The organism is Rhizobacter sp. Root1221, assembly GCF_001425785.1.
GTDB lineage: Bacteria > Pseudomonadota > Gammaproteobacteria > Burkholderiales > Burkholderiaceae_C > Rhizobacter.
Map to the genome: position 1 here is coordinate 91774 of NZ_LMDI01000045.1, position 20752 is coordinate 112525.

Here is a 20752-nt window from a genome sequence, read left to right on the forward strand (position 1 = left end):
CCGAAGCGGCCTGGTGACGAGGGAAAACAGGTTCTGCGTCAGGAGCGCCCGTGCAACTGCACGAACCGTCCGAACTCGCGCACGCGTTTTTGCCAGGCGAGCCAGTCCACACCCCGGTGCTCGCCGAGGGACACCATCAGGATGTCCGGATCGCTGCAGCAAGGCAGCACCGCGAGCACGCCGCGCTCGTGGTACATCACGGCGGCGCCGAGTGGCCCGAGCCCGGCGAACTCCGCATGCTGGCGGCGGTGGAGGCGCCAGTAGCTCACGGCGGCCTCCCAGATGCGGTCGTCAGGCACCTGGCCGCTGGACAACCAGATCAGGCCCGTGTCGGTGTCCACCAGTGCGCAACCGGTGATGCCGGGCTGATCCATCAGGTCGTTCAGTCGCCGGGCAACGGGTTCGGATTTCATGCGACAAGGAGAAGTCGTTCGGCGGATGCGAGCTGGTTCCAGACGAGGCCCAGCAAGACGGAACGATCGGTCAGCACGACGACAACCACCGCCTGGCCATGCGACTGCATGCAGCGCACGACCAGCCGCCCCTCGCTCGACTCGACCACGAGGCAGCGCGTGGCGCCGATGCCGGTTTCAACGCTGGCCGCGTCGCCGAGCGCCGCGATGGAACTCACCATCGCGGAGAGCCGCACGCGATTGACGGGCCGGCTGCCGGCCTCCGCCAGGTCGAAGCCGTCGATCGTGGCCACGACAACGACACCGTGCCCCTCCAGGCCCGCCAGCACGGCATCGGCGACACGCTGGGCGTCGGCCAGCAACCGGGCATCATGCATCGTGTGGGAGCTCATTCCCGGGCCTCCGCTTGTGCCAGCACCGTGTCCACCAGCATCAGCACGTCCTCGCGCCGGCGCACGTCGACGGGCAGCACCGGCAGCACGAGGCCGCGCGCGTCGAGCACGTCGGCGAAGTCGTCGAGCGTGGGAACAGGGCACTCCTGCACGCGGCCAACGCCGACGGCACAGTTCATGGTGGGCAACATGTCCTTGTACGCCTCGAGGTAAACGTTCAGGTCGGCCAGCGGATCCGGCCGGGAGTTGTCGATGAGGATCACGAGACCCAGGGCGTCGGTCGCCACGATGCGCCACATGAATTCGAACCGCTGCTGTCCGGGGGTCCCGAACAAGCGCACGCTGCACCCATCCCCGAGGTTGCACAGGCCGAAGTCCATGCCCACGGTGGTGAACTCTTTTCCAAGTGCGGCATCGGTGTTCCGCACATCGGTCGTGACCGGTGGTGTGTCACTCAGTGCGGCGATGGCGGTGGTCTTGCCCGCACCCGGTGTGCCGGTGAAGACGATCTTGTGCTGTTTCATTTATTTGGAAGCGTCCAGGCCAAGCCGGCGTCGCAGCTTGCCGAAGAGGCCGATCTCGGGCCGTTGCCCGGGGCACGGGGCGGCGGCCCGAGGCGGCGGTGACGGCAGCGACACCGGTGCCGGCACGACCTTGACGTCGAGCAGCCCCTCGGTACCCAGTGCCACGAGGAAAGACTGGCAGTCCGCGATGCTCACATTGCTCAGGCGGGCCAGTTCGTCGAGCCCCACATGGCGCACTGACATGAAACCGGAGAGGCGCGCGTGGTATCGGTGGCCCAGCAGCAGGCGGCTCGGTGGCCAACGGCGCAATCGGTAGGCGCCACGCGACTCCAGCATGAATGATGTCGCTTGGACTGCCACGGCTGGCGCCTTCACCGCGACGGGTGCGGCGACCGCGATGGGCGCCGCCACGGCGGCCACCGCGACAAGTGCCGCCACGGCAACCGGTGCGCGCGGCGGAACCGGCGTGGGCGCCATCTTGACGGCCGGCCCCATGATCTTGCCCTCCGCGGCCGCGAGCGCGTTCATGAAGTCCTCGAACTGCAACGGCCGCGCCAGCGCGTTCCGCTTCGCGGGCGTGTTCTCCGAGGCATCGACCAGGCGCAGTGTCGCCACCGGCTCGTCCAGCAGACCCGGTATGGTGTCGGGCCCGTCGCCGCCGTGCAGCAGCACGTCGACATCGCCGCTCGACACCAGCGCCCAGTCGCATTCCAGGCGATCGCTGCCCACCCGCAGGAAGGCCGCGGCCTTCGTGCGTTCGGTGTCGGGCACGTTCTGGATCAGCAGCGTCAATTCGGGCCGGGCACTGTCCGGCAAGCGCGTTGCGGAGTTCAAAGGAAAGACCTTTGCGGTTGAAGAGAACGACATCGAAGGCACTCCGTGACAGATCGATTGAGGTACGCCTTTCATTGAGCCTGATGCTAGGCACTCGCACCCTGTCCGTCATGATGGTTCGATGATGAAAACTGATTCATCCGTTACGCATCCGTTACGCACACGTTACCCGTTCGTTACGCGCTCATGAGGCACGCGCTGGAGCCGTTTCGGGAAGTCGCGCACGCCCACGCGCATCGCGCGTTGCCGCTGTTTCTGGTTGAAGAAGGCGCTCGCGCCGCCTACCGTGGTTCATCCCCGCGCAGGAGACCTGCCATGCCCTTCCTTCACCTCCCATGGCGCACGGTGTTGCTGGCCGTCGCCAGCGCATGCACGTGCTGGCCTGCCCAAGCCATCGTGCTGCGTGGCACATTCGCCGGCATCGCGTCGGCCGAACCCCTGCCGCTGAACTTTCCGCCGCCCCGCCCCATCGACGACTACGACGGCGCAACCATCACCGGCAGCTTCGAGGTGAACGTGCCGGATCCGGAATTCCACCTGAGCGGCGACGACGGTTCATTCGCCTACTTCCTCAACGGGCACGGCGGGTTCCTGTCGATGACCTTCCGGGTGCTTGGTGAGCAGTTCGACGTCCACCGGGCTTCCCCGCCTCCCGGCTCGAGCGACTTTCCGAGCCTCATCCTGCTGGGCGGCGGTGGGGCGGGCACCCAGACCGCGCAGTTCCTGACCGATTTCCGGCCGCGCTTCGGCGGTGGCATCCTGACGCTGACCGGCCCCACCGGCAGCCTGTTCACCGGCCTAGATGCGTCCACGCTGCACCTCGACCCGGACGCCCTGCCCAGCCTGCAGACGTACTTCGCCGATTCACGCGCCGGGATGACCATCAGCTTCGAGGCCACCTCGGTGACCTTCGACCTGGCCACCCCGGTGCCCGAGGCCCCCGCCGTGTGGATGGGCCTCGCCGGCTTGGCGCTGGTGGCCGCGGCGCGACGCCGCCGCTGACCCCTCACCACTTGCAGTCGCCGTCCTTGCTCAGCGCTGACTGGGCAAGTGGTATCACGGCCAGCACGCCCATGTCCGCGTGCGCCTTGCGGCAGTCCGGCTTGCCGGCCTTCTGGATGTCGTCGGCCAGCTTCGACTTGCGTTCGGGCGGCGGTGGCATCAGGTTCAGCGCCCCCCGCGAGCCCGGGTTCGACGGCAGGCCGTTGCCGCGCGCCGGATTCAGGTCAAGCTTCAGCGGTGGTGTGGTCATCACCGGGGCTGGCGATGGTGCCGCCGCCGGCCCGCCCGTAGGGCCGCCGCGCAGGTCGACACCTCCTGCCGCGGGGCCCCCGCTGGGCGCGGGCGCCCGCGATGGGGCGGGTGATGCCGGTGCCGGTGCCGGTGCCGGTGCCGATGCCGGTGTTGGCGCGGGCGCTGGCGTGGGTGCCGGTGGTGCCGGTGTGGGCGCAGGAGGCACCGGCGCAGCCGGTGGTGGTGCAGGCACCGGAGGCGGTGGCACCGGTGCAGGCGGTGGTGGTGCAGGCACCGGGGGCGGCGGCACAGGCACGGGCGGCGGTGGCGCAGGCACCGGGGGCGGTGGCTCGGGCACGGGCGGTGGCGGCGCAGGCACCGGAGGCGGCGGCACGGGCACAGGCGGTGGCGGCGCAGGCACCGGTGGCGCAGGCACCGGGGGCGGTGGCACGGGCACGGGCGGCGGTGGCGCAGGCACCGGGGGCGGCGGCACGGGCACGGGCGGCGGCGGCGCAGGCACCGGGGGCGGCGGCACGGGCACGGGCGGCGGTGGCGCAGGCACCGGGGGCGGCGGCACGGGCACGGGCGGCGGTGGCACTGGCACTGGCACTGGCACTGGCACTGGCACTGGCACTGGCACTGGCACTGGCACTGGCACTGGCACTGGCACTGGCACTGGTGCTGGTGCTGGTGCTGGTGCTGGTGCTGGCGGTGGCGGTGGCGGTGGCGGCGCAGGCACCGGAGGCGGCGGCACGGGCACCGGCTGCGACGCGGCAAACACCGGCGGCTGCGGTTCGCGGCGGGCGGGGTTCCGGTCCACGGGCGGGATGCGGGGCGCGGCCGGCAAGTCGCGGCGCGGCGGGAGGTGGATGACGTCCCGCGAGGTGGCGGGTCGCGGCGGCGGTGCCGCTTCCTCGAACGGCGCAGCGGGAACCGGGTCGTCTTCAGGCACCGGCTGGTCGGGCGGTGGCGGTGGGAGGGGTGGCGGGGGCGCGAGCGTCACCGTCAACGGGCCGAACACCGTGCCGGTACGACCCGGCGCGCGGGCGCCGTCACCGCTGGCACTGCCGAACCACACCACCACCAGCACGTGCAACAGCAGCGACAGTGCCGCGAACTTCGGCAGCGACGGCGGTTCGGCACCGGGCGCGGGCACGCCCGCCAGCACCGCCCTCACCCGCACGCCCTCCGGGCCGGGCTGGACGTGGCCCGGGCGAGGCGGCGATGGGGCGGGTGTCGGGTCATGTGGCGGTGGGGAATCGGTGCCCACTGTATCAACGACCGGTGTCCTTGCCTCTCCCATGCCGGGTTTGGCATGGCGCCGTGCGGGAATGTCATTGGGCAATCGGTGCCGAAGTTCGTACGATGCGGCTCCCGCGCCGTGAGCGCCCCTTGGAGAGCACCGTGGAATACCGTGAGTTGGGCCGCACCGGCTGGAAGATCTCGACCATCAGTTTCGGCGCATGGGCCATCGGCGGCACCTGGGGCCAGGTGGACGACACCGAGTCGATGGCGGCGCTCCACCGCGCGCTCGACCTCGGCGTGAACTTCTTCGACACCGCGGATGTGTATGGCGACGGCCACAGCGAGCGGCTCATCGCCCGCCTGCGCCGCGAGCGCACCGAGCCGTTCTACGTGGCCACGAAGGCCGGCCGCCGGCTGTCGCCCCACGTGGCCGGTGGCTACAACCGCGACAACCTCACCGCCTTCGTCGAACGCAGCCTCGGCAACCTGGGTGTCGAGGCGCTGGACCTGTTGCAGCTGCACTGCCCACCCACCGAGGTGTTCTACACCCCCGAGGTGTTCGGCGTGCTCGACGACCTGGTGCAGGCCGGCAAGCTGCGGCACTACGGTGTGTCGGTCGAGAAGGTCGAGGAGGCGCTGAAGGCCATCGAGTACCCCGGGGTGCAGTCGGTGCAGATCATCTACAACATCTTCCGCCAGCGTCCGGCCGAACTGCTGTTCGAGCAGACGCTCAAACGCCGCGTGGGCATCCTCGCGCGCCTGCCGCTGTCGTCGGGCCTGCTGTCGGGGCGCATGACCCGCACCACGCAGTTCAGCGCCGACGACCACCGCCAGTTCAACCGCGACGGCGCTGCGTTCGACAAGGGCGAGACCTTCTCGGGCCTCGATTACGAACGAGGCCTCGAGGCGGTGGAAGCACTGCGCCCGCTGGTGCCGGCGGGCATGTCGCTGCCGCAGTTCGCGTTGCGCTGGATCGCGATGAACCCGGCGGTGACCTGCGCCATTCCAGGCGGCCGACGGGCTTCGCAGGTGGAGGACAACCTTGCCGCGGCCGACCTCCCGCCACTGTCGCCGGCACAGATGGCCGGCGTCGAGGACATCTACCGCCGGTTCGCCAGGTCCGAGGTGCATCACCGCTGGTGAATGGCCGCGCGCGTGCGGCGGCCTGTTCAGGCATGCCGGGTTTCTCCACACCGGCTGACCCGTCGCCGCACGAGTTCGAGAGACTCCAGGCCTTTCAGCGCCGTCGCCGTCGGCACCCCGAAGTCGATCAGGCAGGCGAGTTCGTCGATGTCCATGGCGCGGAAGCGCTCGACCGCCTGCACGGCCCTTTCCACGCTGCCGAAGAGTCCCAGCGATTTGAAGTAGCGTTCGACGCTCAGGTCGATGACTTGCTGCCGCTGGGCTTCCGTCACCTCGCGGCCACCGGGGCGCGCCGGTGCGGTGTTGCCGGTGCTGAACAGGCTGAGCGAGCCGCGCACATACTCGCGCATCGGCTCGCGGATCTCGTCCAGCACGCCTTCATCGTGCCCCACGAAGGTATGGACCATCAGGGTGACATGGCCCCGCGCCCCCACGGCCGGGCCGTGGGGCACGAATGCCTCGCGGTACTCGGCAATGTTCGCCGCGAGCACATCGGCCCCCTGCTTGACGAGATGCGTCAGCAAACCCGTCCCCATGCGGCCGGCGGCCCGGAACGTGTCCGCCGAGCCCGCGCTGGTCAGCCAGATGGGAAGCTCCGGCTGGACCGGCGGCGGATACACCCGCACGGGAACGTCTGCGCCACTGCCGTTGATTCGCTGCACCGTCTCGCCGCGCCACAGTCGACGCACCGTGTCGATCGTGGCCTCGGTGATGGCATGCCGTTCGGCGTAGTGATCCGGGCGCAGCACGAAGTCATGTGGATGCCAGCCCGAACCGAACGACACGGCAGCCCGGCCATCGGAAAGGTTGTCGACCACCGACCACTCCTCCGCCAGGCGAAGCGGATCCTGCAGCGGCGCCACCACGCTGCCGGCCCGGATGCCGATGCGGCGCGTGACCGAAGCGATGGCCGCGCCGGTCACCGCCGGATTGGGGTAAAGCCCGCCGAATGGATGGAAATGCCGCTCGGGGGTCCAGACCGCGCTGAAGCCGTGTGCGTCGGCAAACCGGGCTGCCTCCATCAACAGCTGATAGCGGCCGCCCGTTTCGCCCCGCGGCAGGGTGCTGTCGTTCGCAAAGAAAAAGAGGCTCAATTCCATGCATCGGTCTCGTCAGGAGGTGTGAATGAATCCGGAGTGGCCGGTCGGGCCGTCACCGTCGGGTTCGGTCGAACCCACGTACACGGTGTCACCGCTGACCGCATCCGGGTCGTGGGAAGCGCGCGCCACGGCACGGGCAAACTCCTCGACGCTCAACAACGAGCCGAGGCGCGCCCGCCGCCGGGCGAAGAGTTCGGGGCGGGCCCGCTCCAGCAGGACGGCGGTCACCGTGCGTTCGATGACATCGCCGCTCACCACCACCAGACGGATGCCACGCGCGGCAAGTTCCGGCATGCGTTCACGCAAGGCGGTCTCGCCCGCACGCTTGGTGGCGGCGACCGCCTCATACTCACCGACGGTGCGCCGCTGCCCGTGGAAATGCGCGTGATGGCTGGTCACGAAGACGATCCGCCCCCCCTGCGGCATCATCGGCAAGGCCGCATCGACCGCACGCAACTGTGCGTCCACGTTGAGGCGCATCGCGTAGTCGGCAGGCTTGTCGATTTCAAGGCCGCCGCTGGCATTCAGCACCAACACGTCCAGCTTGCCGAAGCGCCGCGCGACGTCGCCGAACAGGCGGTGCGTGTCCTGTGGCACGGTCAGGTCCGCCCGCACGACCAGGGCCTGCGCGCCCAACCGGGTGATGCCTTCGGCCACCTTCCCGGCCAGCGGCGCGCGCTGCCGGCAGTGGATGACCAGGCGGGCACCCAGGCCTGCCAGCAAGGTTGCCACGCGGGCACCCACGCCGCGGGACGAACCGGTCACCAGGACGACCTTGTCCTTCATCAAGGCGCCCCGGTCCGGCCGGCCCCGGGATGAAGCGGGGTGCAGGCCAGGTCAAAGGAGACCGCGGCGCGATGACGGCCCACCAACTCCTCGTACAAGCATGAGCGAAGCGGGCCGGACATGCCGGCGGAACGCCGGCCCAGCCGCACCGCCAGCCGGCTGAGCGCCGCGATGATCCAGGCGGGGTTGCCCATGAAGTCGCCCGCACCGGACGGGTTGTGACGCCACACATTCACGCAGCAACTGGCGGCCAGCAGCACGGCATAGCGGTCCGCCAGCGCGTAGCTGCGCCGTGCCGCCTGGGGCGCGAGCTCCAGGGGGCGGAGTTCGGCGCAGGTGCGCTTCAACTCGAGCAACTCGTCGACGAAGATCTCGGTGAGGCGCCGGATCTCGCGCGACTCCTCACTGCCGACAGGCAGTTGCTCGAAGGTCTCCAGCAACGCCTCCATCAGCGGATCCGCTCCGCCTGCCGAGAGCGAGAGGCGGTCGAAGTGCAAGGCGGGCAGCGCTTCACCGAGACGGAAGACCTGCGGTGGTGCGCCCTCCCCCGCGCCCCACGACCGTTTGGCGAGTTGCGGCAACTGGGCCAGGATGGCCAGTTGGCAACTGGCTCGCGATGCATGGACGTAGCCCAGCGGCTGGATGTCCCGCACGAGCTTCTGCATCAGGGCATGCGGGCCACTGCGCAGGTAGAACTGCGCACCGATGACGCTGGACAAGGCCACGGTGGCGCCGACCAGCAGGCGGGGCACCAGTGACTTCACCGCCGACGCCGGCACGCTGGCCTGCCCCGGCAGGCAGTGCAAGGCCCGGGCCCCCACGGAAACCATGCAGTCACTGACCAGCAGGTCGACGAATGCGTCGACGAAAACGGCACGCGGGAGCGGCAGCTCCGCAACGGCGCGGCCGTACAGCGTGCGGTCCAGCGCGTAGCGCACGGTGGTGCGCAGGGCACTGTCCAGCACGCCGACGGTGATGCCGGACAGCGCGATGCGGGTGAGCTGGAATGCGCGCAAGGCGGTCTCGACCCCATGGCCGGGCGGCCCGATCACGGCGTCCTGCGGAACCGGGCAGTCCAGGAACTCGACGCCGCCGAGTTGCAGGCCGCGAACACCCGAGGTCGGCACCCGGGGCAACTGCCGGAAGCGCCCGGCAGGCAAGCCGGCCGGGTCGATCAGCAGGGGCGAGTGGCTGCGGCTGCCGACATGCTCGCCGGTGCGCGCGAACAGCACCATCGCCTTGGCCCGGCCGACGTTGCCGATGACCTCCTTGCGGCCATTGAGCAGCAGGCCGCCGCCGGCCGGCCTGGCGGCAAACTCGATACCGGCCATGTCGTTGCCGTGCGCAAGTTCGTGGTACGCGCAGGCCAGCTTGCCCTTGCCCAGCAGCAGCCCGGCCACGTACCGGCATTGTGGAGGGCTCCCGACGGTCCAGACATGCGCCGCGGCCATCAGCGAACTCATGCCGTAGCCAAAACCGAGGCAGGGGTCGCGGCGACAGGCTGCGCGGAGCAACTGGATCAGATGGTCCACGCGATGCAGGCCGCCACCGTGAACAGGCGGGACGAACGCCGCGGCGAGGTCGAATTCGTCGAGCAGCGCTTCCCCCGCATCCAGCACGTGGCCCCGCTCGTCGGCAGCAAGCACCGCCGAGACGCCAAGGGGGTTGCTTTCGTCCCAGGGGTCCCCCAGGCGCCGTTCGAACCGCGCCGCATCGGGATGGCCGATGCCACTTTCATTCATCGCATCGCGCCCGTTCATGGCTGCGTCTCCGGGTCGGTACCGCTCGCCAGCAGCGTCAGCGACTGGCCTTCGTTCAACGCCAACAGCACCTCGGCCACCTGCTCATACGCCGGTTCACCGTCCGCGGGCCTGCCCAGCAGCGTGAGCACATGCGCGAGGCATGCCGACACCCAGATGGCGTCGCGCCACAGCGCACCGCCGGATGTCGCATGGCGCCGGTCAGCCGGACGGTGCAACCACAGGCGCAGGCAAGCCGCCCCCGCAAAGCAGAGTTCATAGCGCCAGGCAAGTTCGAATGCCTCCGCCGGCACTTCGCGCGATGAGGGCCTGCAGGAGGCCAGTTCGGCCATGACATCGACGGTGGCCGCTTCGAAGGCCTGCGCCAGGTCCTCGATCAACGGTATGCCGGCATTCGCCTGCCGCAGTTCGCGCACCGCTTCCGGCACGCTCTGCACCAGGCTGCAGCCCTGGCGCGACAGCAGCGACAAGCGGGTCGCGTCCAGCGCCGGCAGGGGCCGGGATGGCGAAACTGCCACCTCGAGTCCGTCTGCGTTCCATCGGCCCTCGCCGTAGGCGCGGGCCAGGAGAGGAAACTGGTTGATCAGGCCATTGCGGTTGACGACGGTGCTGCCGTCGAAGATCCCGACAATGCGATGGTCGCGTTCGAGCTTCTGGAACATGCCGTCCGCGTACTCATCCACCAGCACGGCACGGGCGCCCAGCAACTCTCCGGCTTGCGCGATCACCTCGTCGGCCACGCTTGGCACGAAAGCCTTGGTGATGGCCGCCACGACACTCATTTCATCAGGCAAGGCGTGGATGCTGCGCGCCGCGACCAGGCTGACCGCCTCGCACAACAGCTGCCCCGTGGCCGCCCTGCCCAGGCACCAGCGAACGTTCGGCAGTTCGCTCAGGCGCCGTCCATGGGTACCGCGCCGCCGGATGAAACTCGCGGCAAGCCGCAAGGCGTGATCGCCCGCGCCGAGCGACAGCGAAACGCAGGCGGTACGTGTCAGCTGCATCGTCTTGAGCACCACCTCGATGCCGGAGCCCGCCGTCCCCACCACGGCGTCAGCTCGCAGTGGAGCGCCGTGGAAGGCAATGCCGCTGATATCGGCACCGCGAATGCCGTGCGTGCGCTCCTTGGGCAGGCAGGTGAAGCTGTCGGCAGTGAGCTGCCGCTTGTCCACCAGGAAGAGCGTGAAGCCCCGGGCGCCGCCCGCGACACGGGTGCGTGCCAGCAAACAGACCAGCGGCGCGCGCGTGGCATTGTTGATCAGCCATTTCTGCCCATCGAGCCGCCAGCCACCATGCGCCTCCGGCGCAGCGCTGAGTTCGCCGGCCATCAAGTCGCTGCCGTGGTGGCGTTCGGTCAGGGCCCAGGTCACCATCGTCGCAGCGCCAACTTGTCCTGCGAGCCACGCCGCCTGCTCGGGCCGGCCGGCCACCCAGACGGGTGCCGAACCGAGGAAGGTCTTGCCGTAGGCGATGGCCACGGTGAGGTCACGGCGGGCGACGACGCGCAACAGCTGCATCAGCTCGAACATGTCGTCGAGCCGGCCACCCAGCACGGCCGGCACGAAATACCGCGGCAGGCCAAAGTCGTCGAGCACACGACAGGCCTCGGCCGGAAAAGCCTCCAGGGCATCCAGCCTTGCGCTGCGGGCGGTGGAAAACGGGCCACCGTCGCGCGCAGCCTCGGCCAGCAGCGCGTCCAGTTCCACCGAAGGGGATTGCCGGTCCGTCATGTCGCCAGGCTCAGGTCGAGGTGCTGGTACAAGGGCGCGAGTGCACGGGCGAGGAACAGGTCGCGCATGCAGCCGCGCCGCACCTTGCCGCTGGTCGTGCGCAGCACGCTGTGTGACGGCAGCAGCAGCACGCCCACGGGATTGACGCCGAACTCCCGCGTCACCGTGGCCCGCATGGCCACGGCCATCTCCCTCAAGCGTTCCACGCTCCACGGTGCCCGGCGGATCTCGTGGCAGACGATGATGTCCTCCTGACCCTTGCCCGGAATCGAGAAGACCGCGCCGGCCAGCGTGGCCAGTTCTTCGTGCTGGTTGCGAAGTTCCTGCTCGATGTCCTGCGGATACAGGTTGCGGCCCTTGACGATGATGAGTTCCTTGATCCGCCCCGTCACGAACAACTCGCCCGCCAGGCAGGTGCCCAGGTCCCCGGTTCGCAGGAACGGTCCCTCCCCATCGATACAGCGTGCCTTGAAGATGTCGCGCGTCGCGGCCTCCTTGCGCCAGTAGCCTTGGGCAATGCCGCCGCCACGCAACCAGATTTCACCAATGCATCCCTCCGGGAGCGCCTGCCGTGTGCGTGGGTCCACGATGCGCAGGTCCACGCCGCAAGGCCGGCCGCTGCTGGCCATCGCCTGGCCCGGCACGTCATGCGCCACCGGCTGGAACTCGTGTGCCTCCCGCTTCACCGCGTCGATCACCCGAACCACGGGGGCTCGGCCTGAACTGCCCGAGACGAACAACGTGGCCTCGGCCATGCCGTAGCACGGAAAGAAGGATTCCGCCCGGAAGCCGGCATCGGCGAAGCGTGCCGCGAACGCCCGCAGCGTGCCGGGCTTGATCGGCTCCGATCCGTTGCAGGCGTATTTCCAGCGGGACAAGTCCAACCCGCCAATGGCCGCGTCGGCCGGCTGTTGCACGCAGCGCTCGTAGCCGAAGTTGGGCGACGCCGACAATTCGATGCCGTACTGGGCGATCAACTGGAGCCAGCGCAAAGGCTTGCGCAGGAAGGCGTCGGCACTCATCAGCACGCAGCCCCCGCCCAGGCACAAGCCAGTCAACAGGTGGCCCATCAGCCCCATGTCGTGGTACAGCGGTATCCAGCCGCCAACACGCAGCGGCCTGGTCAGGCCCAGCCCGGTGGCGATGCTTTGGATGTTGCACAACAAGTTGCCGTGCGTGACCATCACGCCCTTGGGGTCGCCGGTCGAGCCGGAGGTGTACTGCAGCAATGCCAATGTCTCCCGGGTGACGGCGGGCATCGTCCAGGCCTGCGAATCACCGAGGTCACCCGGCCCGGCAGCGTCGGTGACGAAATGCGGGAGGGGGTCCCAGCCTTCGGTGTTCGCCCAATCGGACACCGATGGCCATTCACTCTCCTCGGTCAGCACCGCGGCCACTTCGGCATCGGTGGCAATCGAGGTGACCCGGCGCCGTTGTTGCTGATAGGTTCCCGGAAGCGGCGCCGGCACGGCCACCATCGCCGCGTAGAGGCACCCCAGGAACGCCGAGGCGAATCGGGCGCCGGAGGCATAGAGCAGCAGAATCCGCGCCCCCTGCGGCGCCCGGGCCTGAAGCCACGACGCGATGCGCCGGGCTTCCTGGTCCAGCTGCTGGAAGGTCAGGAAGGTTTCGACCTGTCCTTGGCGGTGCGCTGCCGACAGCACCGCGATCTGGCCCGGCAGCTCCTCCGCGCGCAAACGCACCAGCGCGGGAATGCCTGCCGCCCGTTCCAGGGCAGCACTCATCGTGCTCGTCATGGGGCGGCCCCTCCTACAGATCCGCGACGTCGGCGACGACGCTCTCTTCCACGTCGCGGCTCATCGCGTGTGCAAGGCCCGGAGGCGGCGGCAGATGGCCGATCGACCTGAAGTAGTCGAGGTAGGTCTCCATCAAGGATTCGTCGATCGCCCGGCATTCGATCCCCGTGCCTGCCAGGGCAGCATCGAGGTTGCCTGTGGCGATGCGTGGTTCGTTGCCGTGCACCCCGATGTCGACACTCGGCGCGTTTTTCTCGAACAGGGCCATGTAGGGCCGCAAGGCATTGTTCGCGGCCTCCGGCGCCGACAGTTTCGCGTACCACTCGCCATAGGGAATGGTCCGTACCGGGTAACCGCATCCATTGACCATGTCGATGAACTTGCGCCAGGGAAGGCGGCGTGCGCCGGGCATGTTGAAGATCACCCCGTGCCGCCGGCCGCCCAGCCCGATGTGCGCGATGGCGGCGGCGCAGAAATCGACCGGAATCAACAGCATGTCGATCTTGAACTCCATCGCGCTTCCAGCCTGGATGCAGCCCTTGAGCAAGTCGTTGATGATCGAATCGGTCGTGCATACCCCCGTGGTCTGTGTCCCGGTGATGTTGCCGGGCCGGTACACGCAGACCGGCAAGCCACGCTGTCCAGCCAGGGTCACCAGCCGGTCCGCGACCCACTTCGACTGCCGGTAGCTGCCCATCACGCCGTCGGGCGCCAGCAGTTCCGTTTCATCGAAATGGTTCACCCCCGCGCGCTCCGGAAACACGCCCATCGACGAAACGAAGTGAACCGGCTTGATCCGGCGTCGGCAGGCCAACCTGAGCACTTCCTGGGTGCCCAGCACGTTGACCGACTTGAGCCGGGCATACGGCAGCACGAAGTTGACCGCCGCACCGTTGTGGAAGATGACATCGATGCGTTCGGCCAAGTCCGCATACGCGTCGTCCGGGAGGCCGAAGCCGGGAAGGCCGAGATCGCCGGGAACGATCACCAGCCGCGGCGCATCGGCTTCGCGCCAAAGGCCGTAGCGGCGCAGGTTGTCCCTCACACGATCGAGGCCGGCGCCGGTGTCAGGCGCTCGGACGAGAGCGAAGACCCGGGCCTCCGAACGATCCAGGATCTCTCGCAGCAAGAAGGCGCCGGCGAATCCGGTGGCGCCGGTGAGCAGGACATGGCGGTACGGTGCATCCGCGGCGGGAACGGCCGAGGGATCGGGATGGATGTCGTCAGGCAGTTGCGCCTCGGCGGCCAGGGCACCGGAAGGCAGGCTCCGCCCATGGCCCGCCGTCAGGTGGTCCCGGCCAGAGTCCGTTCGGGCGGCCAGAAGCTTGACGAGCACACCCGTCAGGGCATCGATGCTCGGGTAGTCCCAGATGATGGTCGGCTCCAGCGACAAACCCAGCTTCTCTTCGATGTCGGTGCATACCGTCAGCGAGTAGACCGAATCCAGTCCGTACTCCGAAAGCGATTCACCCGGCACGATGGCACTCGGTGCACATTCGAGATAGCCGGCAACCAATTCGACAAGCCAGGCACGCACGATGTCCGCATCGGGCGCCGATTCGATCTTTTCCATGGCGGAGAAATCCTTGTTTGAGTTGGGATCGTTGTGCAACGATCGACCGACTGGAGCGCGCCACGGTATCGCCCAATCTGTCCATCGCCGAGACCGGTGCGGGGCGTTCGTCTTCGCACGCCCCTGGTGAAACCACCGCTTCGACCGGCACCGCGCTGGACTGTCACACGGTTTGCCGGCGAACTCATCCTGTAAAGCCTTGCAGTGGTTTCATCATTTGCGCGGCCTGCGAAGCCGCGACAGCGAACCACGGCGCTTTGTGAATCGCTTCGGCGGTCGCGGTGCGTTTCGCGGCGCGTTCGCATGCGGAACAAGCCCGCCGGCCTCGAGGGCCCGTCGTCGCGGCACGAGTTCGCCCACGGGCGACAGTCCGATCGACCTGATCGGCCCCGCGCCCGGGATCGCCGCCGGGAAGGTCGCGACGGACCACGACCTCCGGACGGCACGCCGACCGCACTGCGGGCAGCCGGCGCGACAGAGAGCCCTGGCTCAGTGCGCCATGCGGCCGCGCATCCAGCCGTTGTAGTCCTTGTCGGTGGCCAGCGTCCACGCCGCCAGCACCAGCACCACCACGCCCGCCCCCACCGTCATCCGCATGATGTCCATGCGGTCGGCGAACCCGAGCACCCACGGCGAAACGACGAGCCACAGCCCGAGCGCCACTTCGGTCCATTCTTCCCAGGCCCGAGGCACCACCGTGGCCCCGATGGCCACCGCCATCAGCACGATGCCCACCAGCGCGGCGTTCGCGGCGGCGGTGGACTGGTTGGAGAAATCGAAGAGCCAGGGAGACAGGAACAGGCCCAACCCGATCAGCGCGTTGACCGGATCTTGCCAATGCTTGAAGAACTTCGTCATGGCGATAACCTCCTTCCGGCGACCCAATGGCCGGCTCCGGTTGGAGCCGGTTCGCAGGGGAGATGTTCCGTCAGCCGCCACCCGGCGTGAACCAGTGGTCCACGAGCAACAGTGCGAACAGGGCCGCGAGGTAGGCGATCGAGAAGCGGAACACCGGCATCGCCAGCCGGGTGTCCTGCCGCAGCCGCCACGCGAGCCACGTGAAGCGCCCGCCGAGCACGGCTGCTCCCACGAGGTACGGGAGGTGGGCCATCCCGATGGCCACCGGCAGCAGCGATACCGCCCACAGCAGCAGCGTGTAGCCGAGGATGCGCCGGCAAGTGAACGGCACGCCGTGTGTCACGGGCAGCATCGGCAGCGCAGCGCGGGCGTAGTCGTCTCGCCGATGGATCGCCAGGGCCCAGAAATGCGGCGGGGTCCACACCAGGATGATCAGGAACAGCACGATCCCGCCGGCGTCCAGGTGGCCGGTCACCGCCACCCAGCCGAGCAGTGGCGGCGCGGCGCCGGCCGCACCGCCGATCACGATGTTCTGCGGGGTGCTGCGTTTCAGGAACAGGCTGTAGACACCGGCATACCCCACCAGGGAGGCCAGCGTCAGCACCGCGCACAGGTTGTTCGTGAATGCCACCAGCAGCGCGGTGCCCCCGGCACCCAGCACGGCCGCGAACGCCGCGGCCTGCACGCTCTGCAGCGTGCCGCTCGGGAGCGGCCGGGCACGGGTGCGTGCCATGACCGCATCCACCCGCCGGTCGATCAGGTGGTTCAGCGCCGCGGCCGAACACGCGAGCATCGCGATGCCGGCGGTGCCGAACAATCCCACCCGCCACGGCACACCCTGCGGCGCGGCCAGCATCATGCCCACCGCGACGGTGAACACCATCAGCGCCACCACCCGCGGTTTGGTCAACTCGACGTACCGCCGCCAAGGGGCACGGGCAGCGGCAGTCCCGACGGCGTGGGCCATGGGCGGTGGTCAGCGAAAGAACAGTTGGCGGATCGCGTGCGTGTGGCCGGCCTCGATGGCCATCAGCGCCACGAGCACGAGCAGGCCGAACGTGGGCAGCAGGATGGCCGTGACAAGTGCCAGCCGCTCCCACGCGAGGTGCATGAACACCGCGACGATCAGCCCCGCCTTCAGCATCATGAACAACAGGATCAGCCCCCACCGCAGGTAGCCGCTGAGGTGGAAGTAGTCGACCATGTACGACAGCGTGCTCAGCACGAACAGCAGCAGCCAGATCTTCAGGTAGAGCCCGATGGGGTGTTGTTGACCGGTCTTGGTGCTCATGGATGGCCTCACCAGAGGTAGAAGAGCGCGAAGATGAAGACCCACACGAGGTCCACGAAGTGCCAGTAGAGGCCCACGATCTCCACAATCTGCTCGCTGCCAGCCGCGGCATAGTCACCCCGCAGCAGCTTGACCGCCACGACGAGGAGCAGGATGACCCCGCCCGTCACGTGCAGCCCGTGGAATCCGGTGACCATGAAGAAGATGGACCCGAACTGTGCCGCGCCCCACGGGTTCTCCCAGGGCCGCATGCCCTCCATGATCAGCTTCGACCATTCGAACGCCTGCATGGCCACGAACAGTTCGCCGAAGCCGGCCGTGACGATCATCAGCGTGGCCGCGTTGGCCCGGTCACCGCGGTAGGCGCAGTTGACCGCCATCGCCATCGTGCCGCTGCTGGTGATCAGCACGAACGTCATGATGGCGATCAGCAACAACGGCACCTCGACCCCGCCCACGTGCAGCGCGAACACCTCGCTCGGGTTGGGCCAGGCCGCGGTGATGGACGCGCGCACCGTCATGTAGCCGGTGAGGAACGAACCGAAGATGAAGGTGTCGCTCAGCAGGAACACCCACATCATCGCCTTGCCCCACGGCACGTGGAAAGCCTGGCGATCGGCCGACCAATCGGACACCAGGCCGCGGGCACCACTGCTGGTCACCGGCACCGCGCTCATGCCGTCACCCCGCAGATGGCGCGTGCCACGTCGGGCGTGATCCATGCGAACGCCGCGAACAGCACCACCCACAGCAACAGCAGGTAGTGCCAGTACCGCGCGCACAACGCGATGCGGCCTGGCGTGGGTTCGGCTTGCACGTTTGCCCAGGCCACGAGCCCCCCCGCCACGTGCAGGCCGTGCAACGCGGTGAGCAGGTAGAAGAAGCTCGCCGCCGGGTTGCCGGTGAGCACGACGTTGGCCGCCTGCAGCGCCTGCCAGGCCCACCACTGCACCACCAGGAATCCCAAGGCACACGCACCACCCGCGATCAACTGGCCCCGGTGCATCATCACGCTGCCGAGTGCCAGCACCGCGGTGCTGAGCCACAGCTGCCATGGCATCGGGATGGCGGTGGCATCCGGGCTGCTCAGCCGCATCACGTAAGCAGCCAGGAACAGCGAGAACAGGCTGGTGACCACCACCAGGAAAACCCACAACCCCGCGCTGAGCGCACGCTCACGCGCGGCCTCGCCGGGCTGTCCGAGGTGAAGCGCCGAGGTGTTCATGAGTAACCTCCGTTGGCAGGTTCCTGGCCGCCGTCCTTCGATGGAGCGTCCTGGGGAATGAAGTCGCGGCGGGCACCGGGCACGCTGTAGGCGTAGGCCCACCGGTTCACGACAGGCAGGTCACGGCCCCAGTTGCCGTGGGCTGGCGGGGTCTCGGGCGTGGCCCATTCGAGCGACGCCGCCTCCCACGGGTTCGGGTCGGCCTTGCGGCCACGGAACGCGCTCCACAGCAGGTTGAACACGAACACGAGTTGCACGGCGCCCACGATCAGCGCGAGCACCGTGATCCACGCGTTGAACGTGTGGGCCGAGGCTGGGATGAACTCGTAGCCGACGTAGTTGTGGTACCGGCGCGGCATGCCCAGCAGCCCCAGGTAGTGCATCGGGAAGAAGATCGCGTAGGTGCCGAGGAACGTCACCCAGAAGTGCAGGTGGCCGAGCCGGTCGTCGAGCATGCGGCCGGTGACCTTCGGGAACCAGTGGTAGATGCCACCGAACACCACCAGCAACGGCGCCACGCCCATCACCATGTGGAAGTGCGCCACGACGAAGTACGTTCCAGACAGCGGGATGTCCACGCTGACGTTGCCGAGGAACAGCCCCGTCAGCCCGCCCAGCAGGAAGGTCAGCATGAACGCGAGGGCGAACAGCATCGGCACCGACAGGTGGATGTCGCCGCGCCACAGCGTCAGCAGCCAGTTGTAGACCTTGATGGCGGTGGGCACCGCGATGATCAGCGTGCTGGTGGCGAAGAAGAAGCCGAAGTACGGGTTCATGCCACTCACGAACATGTGGTGCGCCCACACCACGAAGCTCAGGCCACCGATGGCCACGATGGCCCACACCATCGTGCGGTAGCCGAAGATGGCCTTGCGGGCGTGCACGCTGATCAGGTCCGACACGATGCCGAAGGCCGGCAGCGCCACGATGTACACCTCGGGGTGCCCGAAGAACCAGAACAGGTGCTGGAACAGCAGCGGGCTGCCGCCCTTGTGGGCCGACACCTGCCCCATCGACACCAGCGACGGCATGAAGAAGCTCGTGCCGAGGGTCTTGTCGAACAGCATCATCACGCCGCTCACGAACAGCGCCGGGAACGCCAGCAGCGCCAGGATGGTGGCCACGAAGATGCCCCACACCGACAGCGGCAAACGCAGCAGCGTCATGCCTTCGCAGCGCGCCTGCAGCACGGTGGTGACGTAGTTCAGGCCCCCCATCGTGGCCGCCACGATGAAGATCAGCAGCGACACCAGCATCACGATGATGCCCCAGTCGTGCCCCGGCGTGCCCGGCAGGATGGCCTGTGGCGGGTACAGCGTCCAGCCCGCGCCGGTGGGCCCGCCCGGCACGAAAAAGCTCGTCATCAGCACGATCACCGACAGGAAGTAGAACCAGAAGCTGAGCATGTTCAGGTACGGGAACACCATGTCCCGCGCCCCCACCATCAGCGGGATCAGGTAGTTGCCGAAACCGCCGAGGAACAACGCCGTGAGCAGGTAGATCACCATGATCATCCCGTGCATCGTGACGAACTGGTAGTACCGCTCGGCATTGATGAAGTCGAACACGCCGGGGAACCCGATCTGCAACCGCATCAGGTTCGACAGCGCGAGACCCACCAGCCCCACCGCGATGGCGACGCAGCTGTACTGCACCGCGATTACCTTGTGGTCCTGGCTCCACACGTAGCGCATCCAGAAGCTCTGGGGTGCGTGGTGCGGTTCGTCAGGGTGGCTCGGGATGACGTAGGCCATGTCGTGCCCTCATTGCGGCGCTTGCGCCTTGATGTACGCGACCAGCGCGTCAAGCTCGGGTTCGGTGAGTTCCACCTTGGGCATCACCGGCGGATAGCCCTTGACCGACCGGGCCGTGGGGTTGCGGATGAAGCCGCGCAGGAACTCCTCGTCGACCCTGGCGGTGGTGCCGTCGTCCATCGATTCCATCTTGCCGAAGAGGTCCTTCCACGTGGGACCCACCACCGCGCGGCCGTCGATGCTGTGGCATGCCAGGCAGCCCTTGGCGCCGGCCAGCGCCCGCCCCTGGTCCACGAGGGGTCCGCCGGCCACCGCCGACGCCTTGGCCTTCGCGGCTTCGGCCAGTGCGGTGGTGAACGTGCCCTGCTGCGCGAGCCACGCGTGGAACGCTGCCTCGGGTTCGACCACGACGATGCCGCGCATGTTGGGGTGCCCCACGCCACAGAGCTGCGCGCACATCGATTCGTAGCGGCCAGCCACCGTGGGCGTGAACCAGAAGCTGCTCACCTGGCCCGGCACGATGTTCATGCGCGCGCGAAACGGTGGCACGTAGAAATCGTGCAGCACGTCGTGCGACCGGGCCAGCACATGGATGGGCCGGTTGAGCGGCACGTGCACCTCGTTGCCGGACACGAGCACGTCGTCGAGGCCCCGGGTGTCCGCCGGGTCGAGGCCGAACCGGTTGTCGGGGGTCACGAACCGTGCGTCGGTGCCGCCCAGCCGCCCGTCGGGGCCCTCGAAGCGGAAACGCCATTGCCACTGCTCCCCCACCACCTCGAGCACCATCGCGTCGTTCGGCGGGCGCACGTAGTCGGCGTACACCACGAGTCCCGGCGCCAGCAGGCCCACGATGCCCACCGTGGTGACGCCGATCAGCCAGCGTTCGAGCCGGTGGTTCTCGGGTTCATAGGCCGCCGTGTGGCCGGGGCGGTGGCGGTAGCGCCACAGGATCCACACCAGCGCGAAGGAAATGATGGCAAAGAAGATGCCGGTGATCACGAAGGTGATCGACAGCGTCTGGTCCATCCGGCCCCAGTTGGACGCGAGCGGGGTTGTCCACCACGGGGTGAGCCAATGGAACAGCAGCGACCCGATGACAACGAGGAGCAGGACGACAGTGATTGCCATGGTGGG

The 20752-nt window shown here is 68.4% G+C and carries 21 protein-coding genes; 3 read left to right on the forward strand and 18 right to left on the reverse strand.

Features of this window, described 5'->3' with window-relative positions:
• Positions 1-38: 38 nt before the first annotated feature.
• Genes ASC87_RS24635 through ASC87_RS24650 form a run of 4 tightly spaced genes read right to left on the reverse strand, consistent with a single transcriptional unit; the run spans position 39 to position 2145 of the window.
• Positions 39-413 (reverse strand): hypothetical protein, encoded by a 375-nt coding sequence (locus ASC87_RS24635; RefSeq protein WP_056669040.1) that lies wholly within the window; start codon positions 411-413, stop codon positions 39-41.
• A complete protein-coding gene (locus ASC87_RS24640) occupies positions 410-805 on the reverse strand; it encodes a roadblock/LC7 domain-containing protein (protein ID WP_157604330.1) in 396 nt (131 codons plus the stop codon). Before ASC87_RS24640 ends, ASC87_RS24635 begins: the two co-directional genes overlap by 4 nt.
• On the reverse strand, positions 802-1329 hold the full coding sequence (locus ASC87_RS24645) for an ATP/GTP-binding protein (protein WP_056669047.1): 528 nt from the start codon (positions 1327-1329) through the stop codon (positions 802-804). The genes ASC87_RS24640 and ASC87_RS24645 overlap by 4 nt, the downstream gene beginning before the upstream one ends.
• On the reverse strand, positions 1330-2145 hold the full coding sequence (locus tag ASC87_RS24650) for a hypothetical protein (RefSeq protein ID WP_235582277.1): 816 nt from the start codon (positions 2143-2145) through the stop codon (positions 1330-1332).
• 333 nt (positions 2146-2478) lie between these two features.
• Here ASC87_RS24650 and ASC87_RS24655 point away from each other — a divergent pair, with 333 nt between their 5' ends.
• The gene (locus ASC87_RS24655) at positions 2479-3165 is read left to right on the forward strand and encodes a hypothetical protein (protein WP_056669052.1); all 687 of its coding nucleotides are present in this window, start codon (positions 2479-2481) and stop codon (positions 3163-3165) included.
• A gap of 4 nt (positions 3166-3169) precedes the next feature.
• Here the strand turns inward: ASC87_RS24655 and ASC87_RS24660 are convergent, their stop codons facing one another.
• Complete coding sequence (locus ASC87_RS24660) at positions 3170-3415, reverse strand: hypothetical protein (RefSeq protein ID WP_056669055.1); 246 nt, start codon at positions 3413-3415, stop codon at positions 3170-3172.
• Positions 3416-3528: 113 nt separating this feature from the next.
• Here ASC87_RS24660 and ASC87_RS24665 point away from each other — a divergent pair, with 113 nt between their 5' ends.
• Positions 3529-4269 carry a hypothetical protein gene (locus ASC87_RS24665; RefSeq protein WP_056669058.1) on the forward strand — a complete coding sequence of 247 codons (741 nt, stop codon included), beginning with the start codon at positions 3529-3531 and terminating at the stop codon, positions 4267-4269.
• A 531-nt stretch (positions 4270-4800) separates the two neighbouring features.
• On the forward strand, positions 4801-5784 hold the full coding sequence (locus tag ASC87_RS24670; RefSeq protein ID WP_056669553.1) for an aldo/keto reductase: 984 nt from the start codon (positions 4801-4803) through the stop codon (positions 5782-5784).
• Positions 5785-5810: 26 nt separating this feature from the next.
• On the opposite strand, the gene ASC87_RS24675 is transcribed toward ASC87_RS24670, so the two are convergent.
• From ASC87_RS24675 to ASC87_RS24735, 13 genes are all read right to left on the reverse strand, one after another.
• Positions 5811-6884 (reverse strand): MupA/Atu3671 family FMN-dependent luciferase-like monooxygenase, encoded by a 1074-nt coding sequence (locus ASC87_RS24675; RefSeq protein WP_056669061.1) that lies wholly within the window; start codon positions 6882-6884, stop codon positions 5811-5813.
• A gap of 12 nt (positions 6885-6896) precedes the next feature.
• Positions 6897-7670, reverse strand: a complete 774-nt coding sequence (locus tag ASC87_RS24680; RefSeq protein WP_056669064.1) for an SDR family oxidoreductase — start codon at positions 7668-7670, stop codon at positions 6897-6899.
• Positions 7670-9430, reverse strand: coding sequence for an acyl-CoA dehydrogenase (locus tag ASC87_RS24685; RefSeq protein WP_082568913.1), 1761 nt, complete (start codon positions 9428-9430; stop codon positions 7670-7672). Before ASC87_RS24685 ends, ASC87_RS24680 begins: the two co-directional genes overlap by 1 nt.
• Positions 9427-11160 carry an acyl-CoA dehydrogenase family protein gene (locus tag ASC87_RS24690; RefSeq protein WP_082568914.1) on the reverse strand — a complete coding sequence of 578 codons (1734 nt, stop codon included), beginning with the start codon at positions 11158-11160 and terminating at the stop codon, positions 9427-9429. Before ASC87_RS24690 ends, ASC87_RS24685 begins: the two co-directional genes overlap by 4 nt.
• A complete protein-coding gene (locus ASC87_RS24695) occupies positions 11157-12905 on the reverse strand; it encodes a fatty acyl-AMP ligase (protein WP_082568915.1) in 1749 nt (582 codons plus the stop codon). The genes ASC87_RS24690 and ASC87_RS24695 overlap by 4 nt, the downstream gene beginning before the upstream one ends.
• Before the next feature lie 25 nt (positions 12906-12930).
• A complete protein-coding gene (locus ASC87_RS24700) occupies positions 12931-14490 on the reverse strand; it encodes a thioester reductase domain-containing protein (RefSeq protein WP_056669070.1) in 1560 nt (519 codons plus the stop codon).
• 489 nt (positions 14491-14979) lie between these two features.
• The gene (locus ASC87_RS24705) at positions 14980-15348 is read right to left on the reverse strand and encodes an SPW repeat protein (protein WP_056669073.1); all 369 of its coding nucleotides are present in this window, start codon (positions 15346-15348) and stop codon (positions 14980-14982) included.
• A 70-nt stretch (positions 15349-15418) separates the two neighbouring features.
• A complete protein-coding gene (cyoE, locus tag ASC87_RS24710) occupies positions 15419-16315 on the reverse strand; it encodes a heme o synthase (protein WP_056669077.1) in 897 nt (298 codons plus the stop codon).
• A 9-nt stretch (positions 16316-16324) separates the two neighbouring features.
• Entirely contained in the window at positions 16325-16639 is a 315-nt protein-coding gene (locus ASC87_RS24715; protein WP_056669081.1) for a cytochrome C oxidase subunit IV family protein, read from the reverse strand.
• Between the two features lie 8 nt (positions 16640-16647).
• Positions 16648-17316 (reverse strand): cytochrome c oxidase subunit 3, encoded by a 669-nt coding sequence (locus ASC87_RS24720; protein WP_157604336.1) that lies wholly within the window; start codon positions 17314-17316, stop codon positions 16648-16650.
• Positions 17313-17864, reverse strand: a complete 552-nt coding sequence (locus ASC87_RS24725) for a hypothetical protein (protein ID WP_056669087.1) — start codon at positions 17862-17864, stop codon at positions 17313-17315. The genes ASC87_RS24720 and ASC87_RS24725 overlap by 4 nt, the downstream gene beginning before the upstream one ends.
• Entirely contained in the window at positions 17861-19618 is a 1758-nt protein-coding gene (locus ASC87_RS24730; RefSeq protein WP_056669090.1) for a cbb3-type cytochrome c oxidase subunit I, read from the reverse strand. The genes ASC87_RS24725 and ASC87_RS24730 overlap by 4 nt, the downstream gene beginning before the upstream one ends.
• 9 nt (positions 19619-19627) lie before the next feature.
• Entirely contained in the window at positions 19628-20746 is a 1119-nt protein-coding gene (locus ASC87_RS24735; protein ID WP_056669093.1) for a cytochrome c oxidase subunit II, read from the reverse strand.
• Positions 20747-20752: the final 6 nt, after the last annotated feature.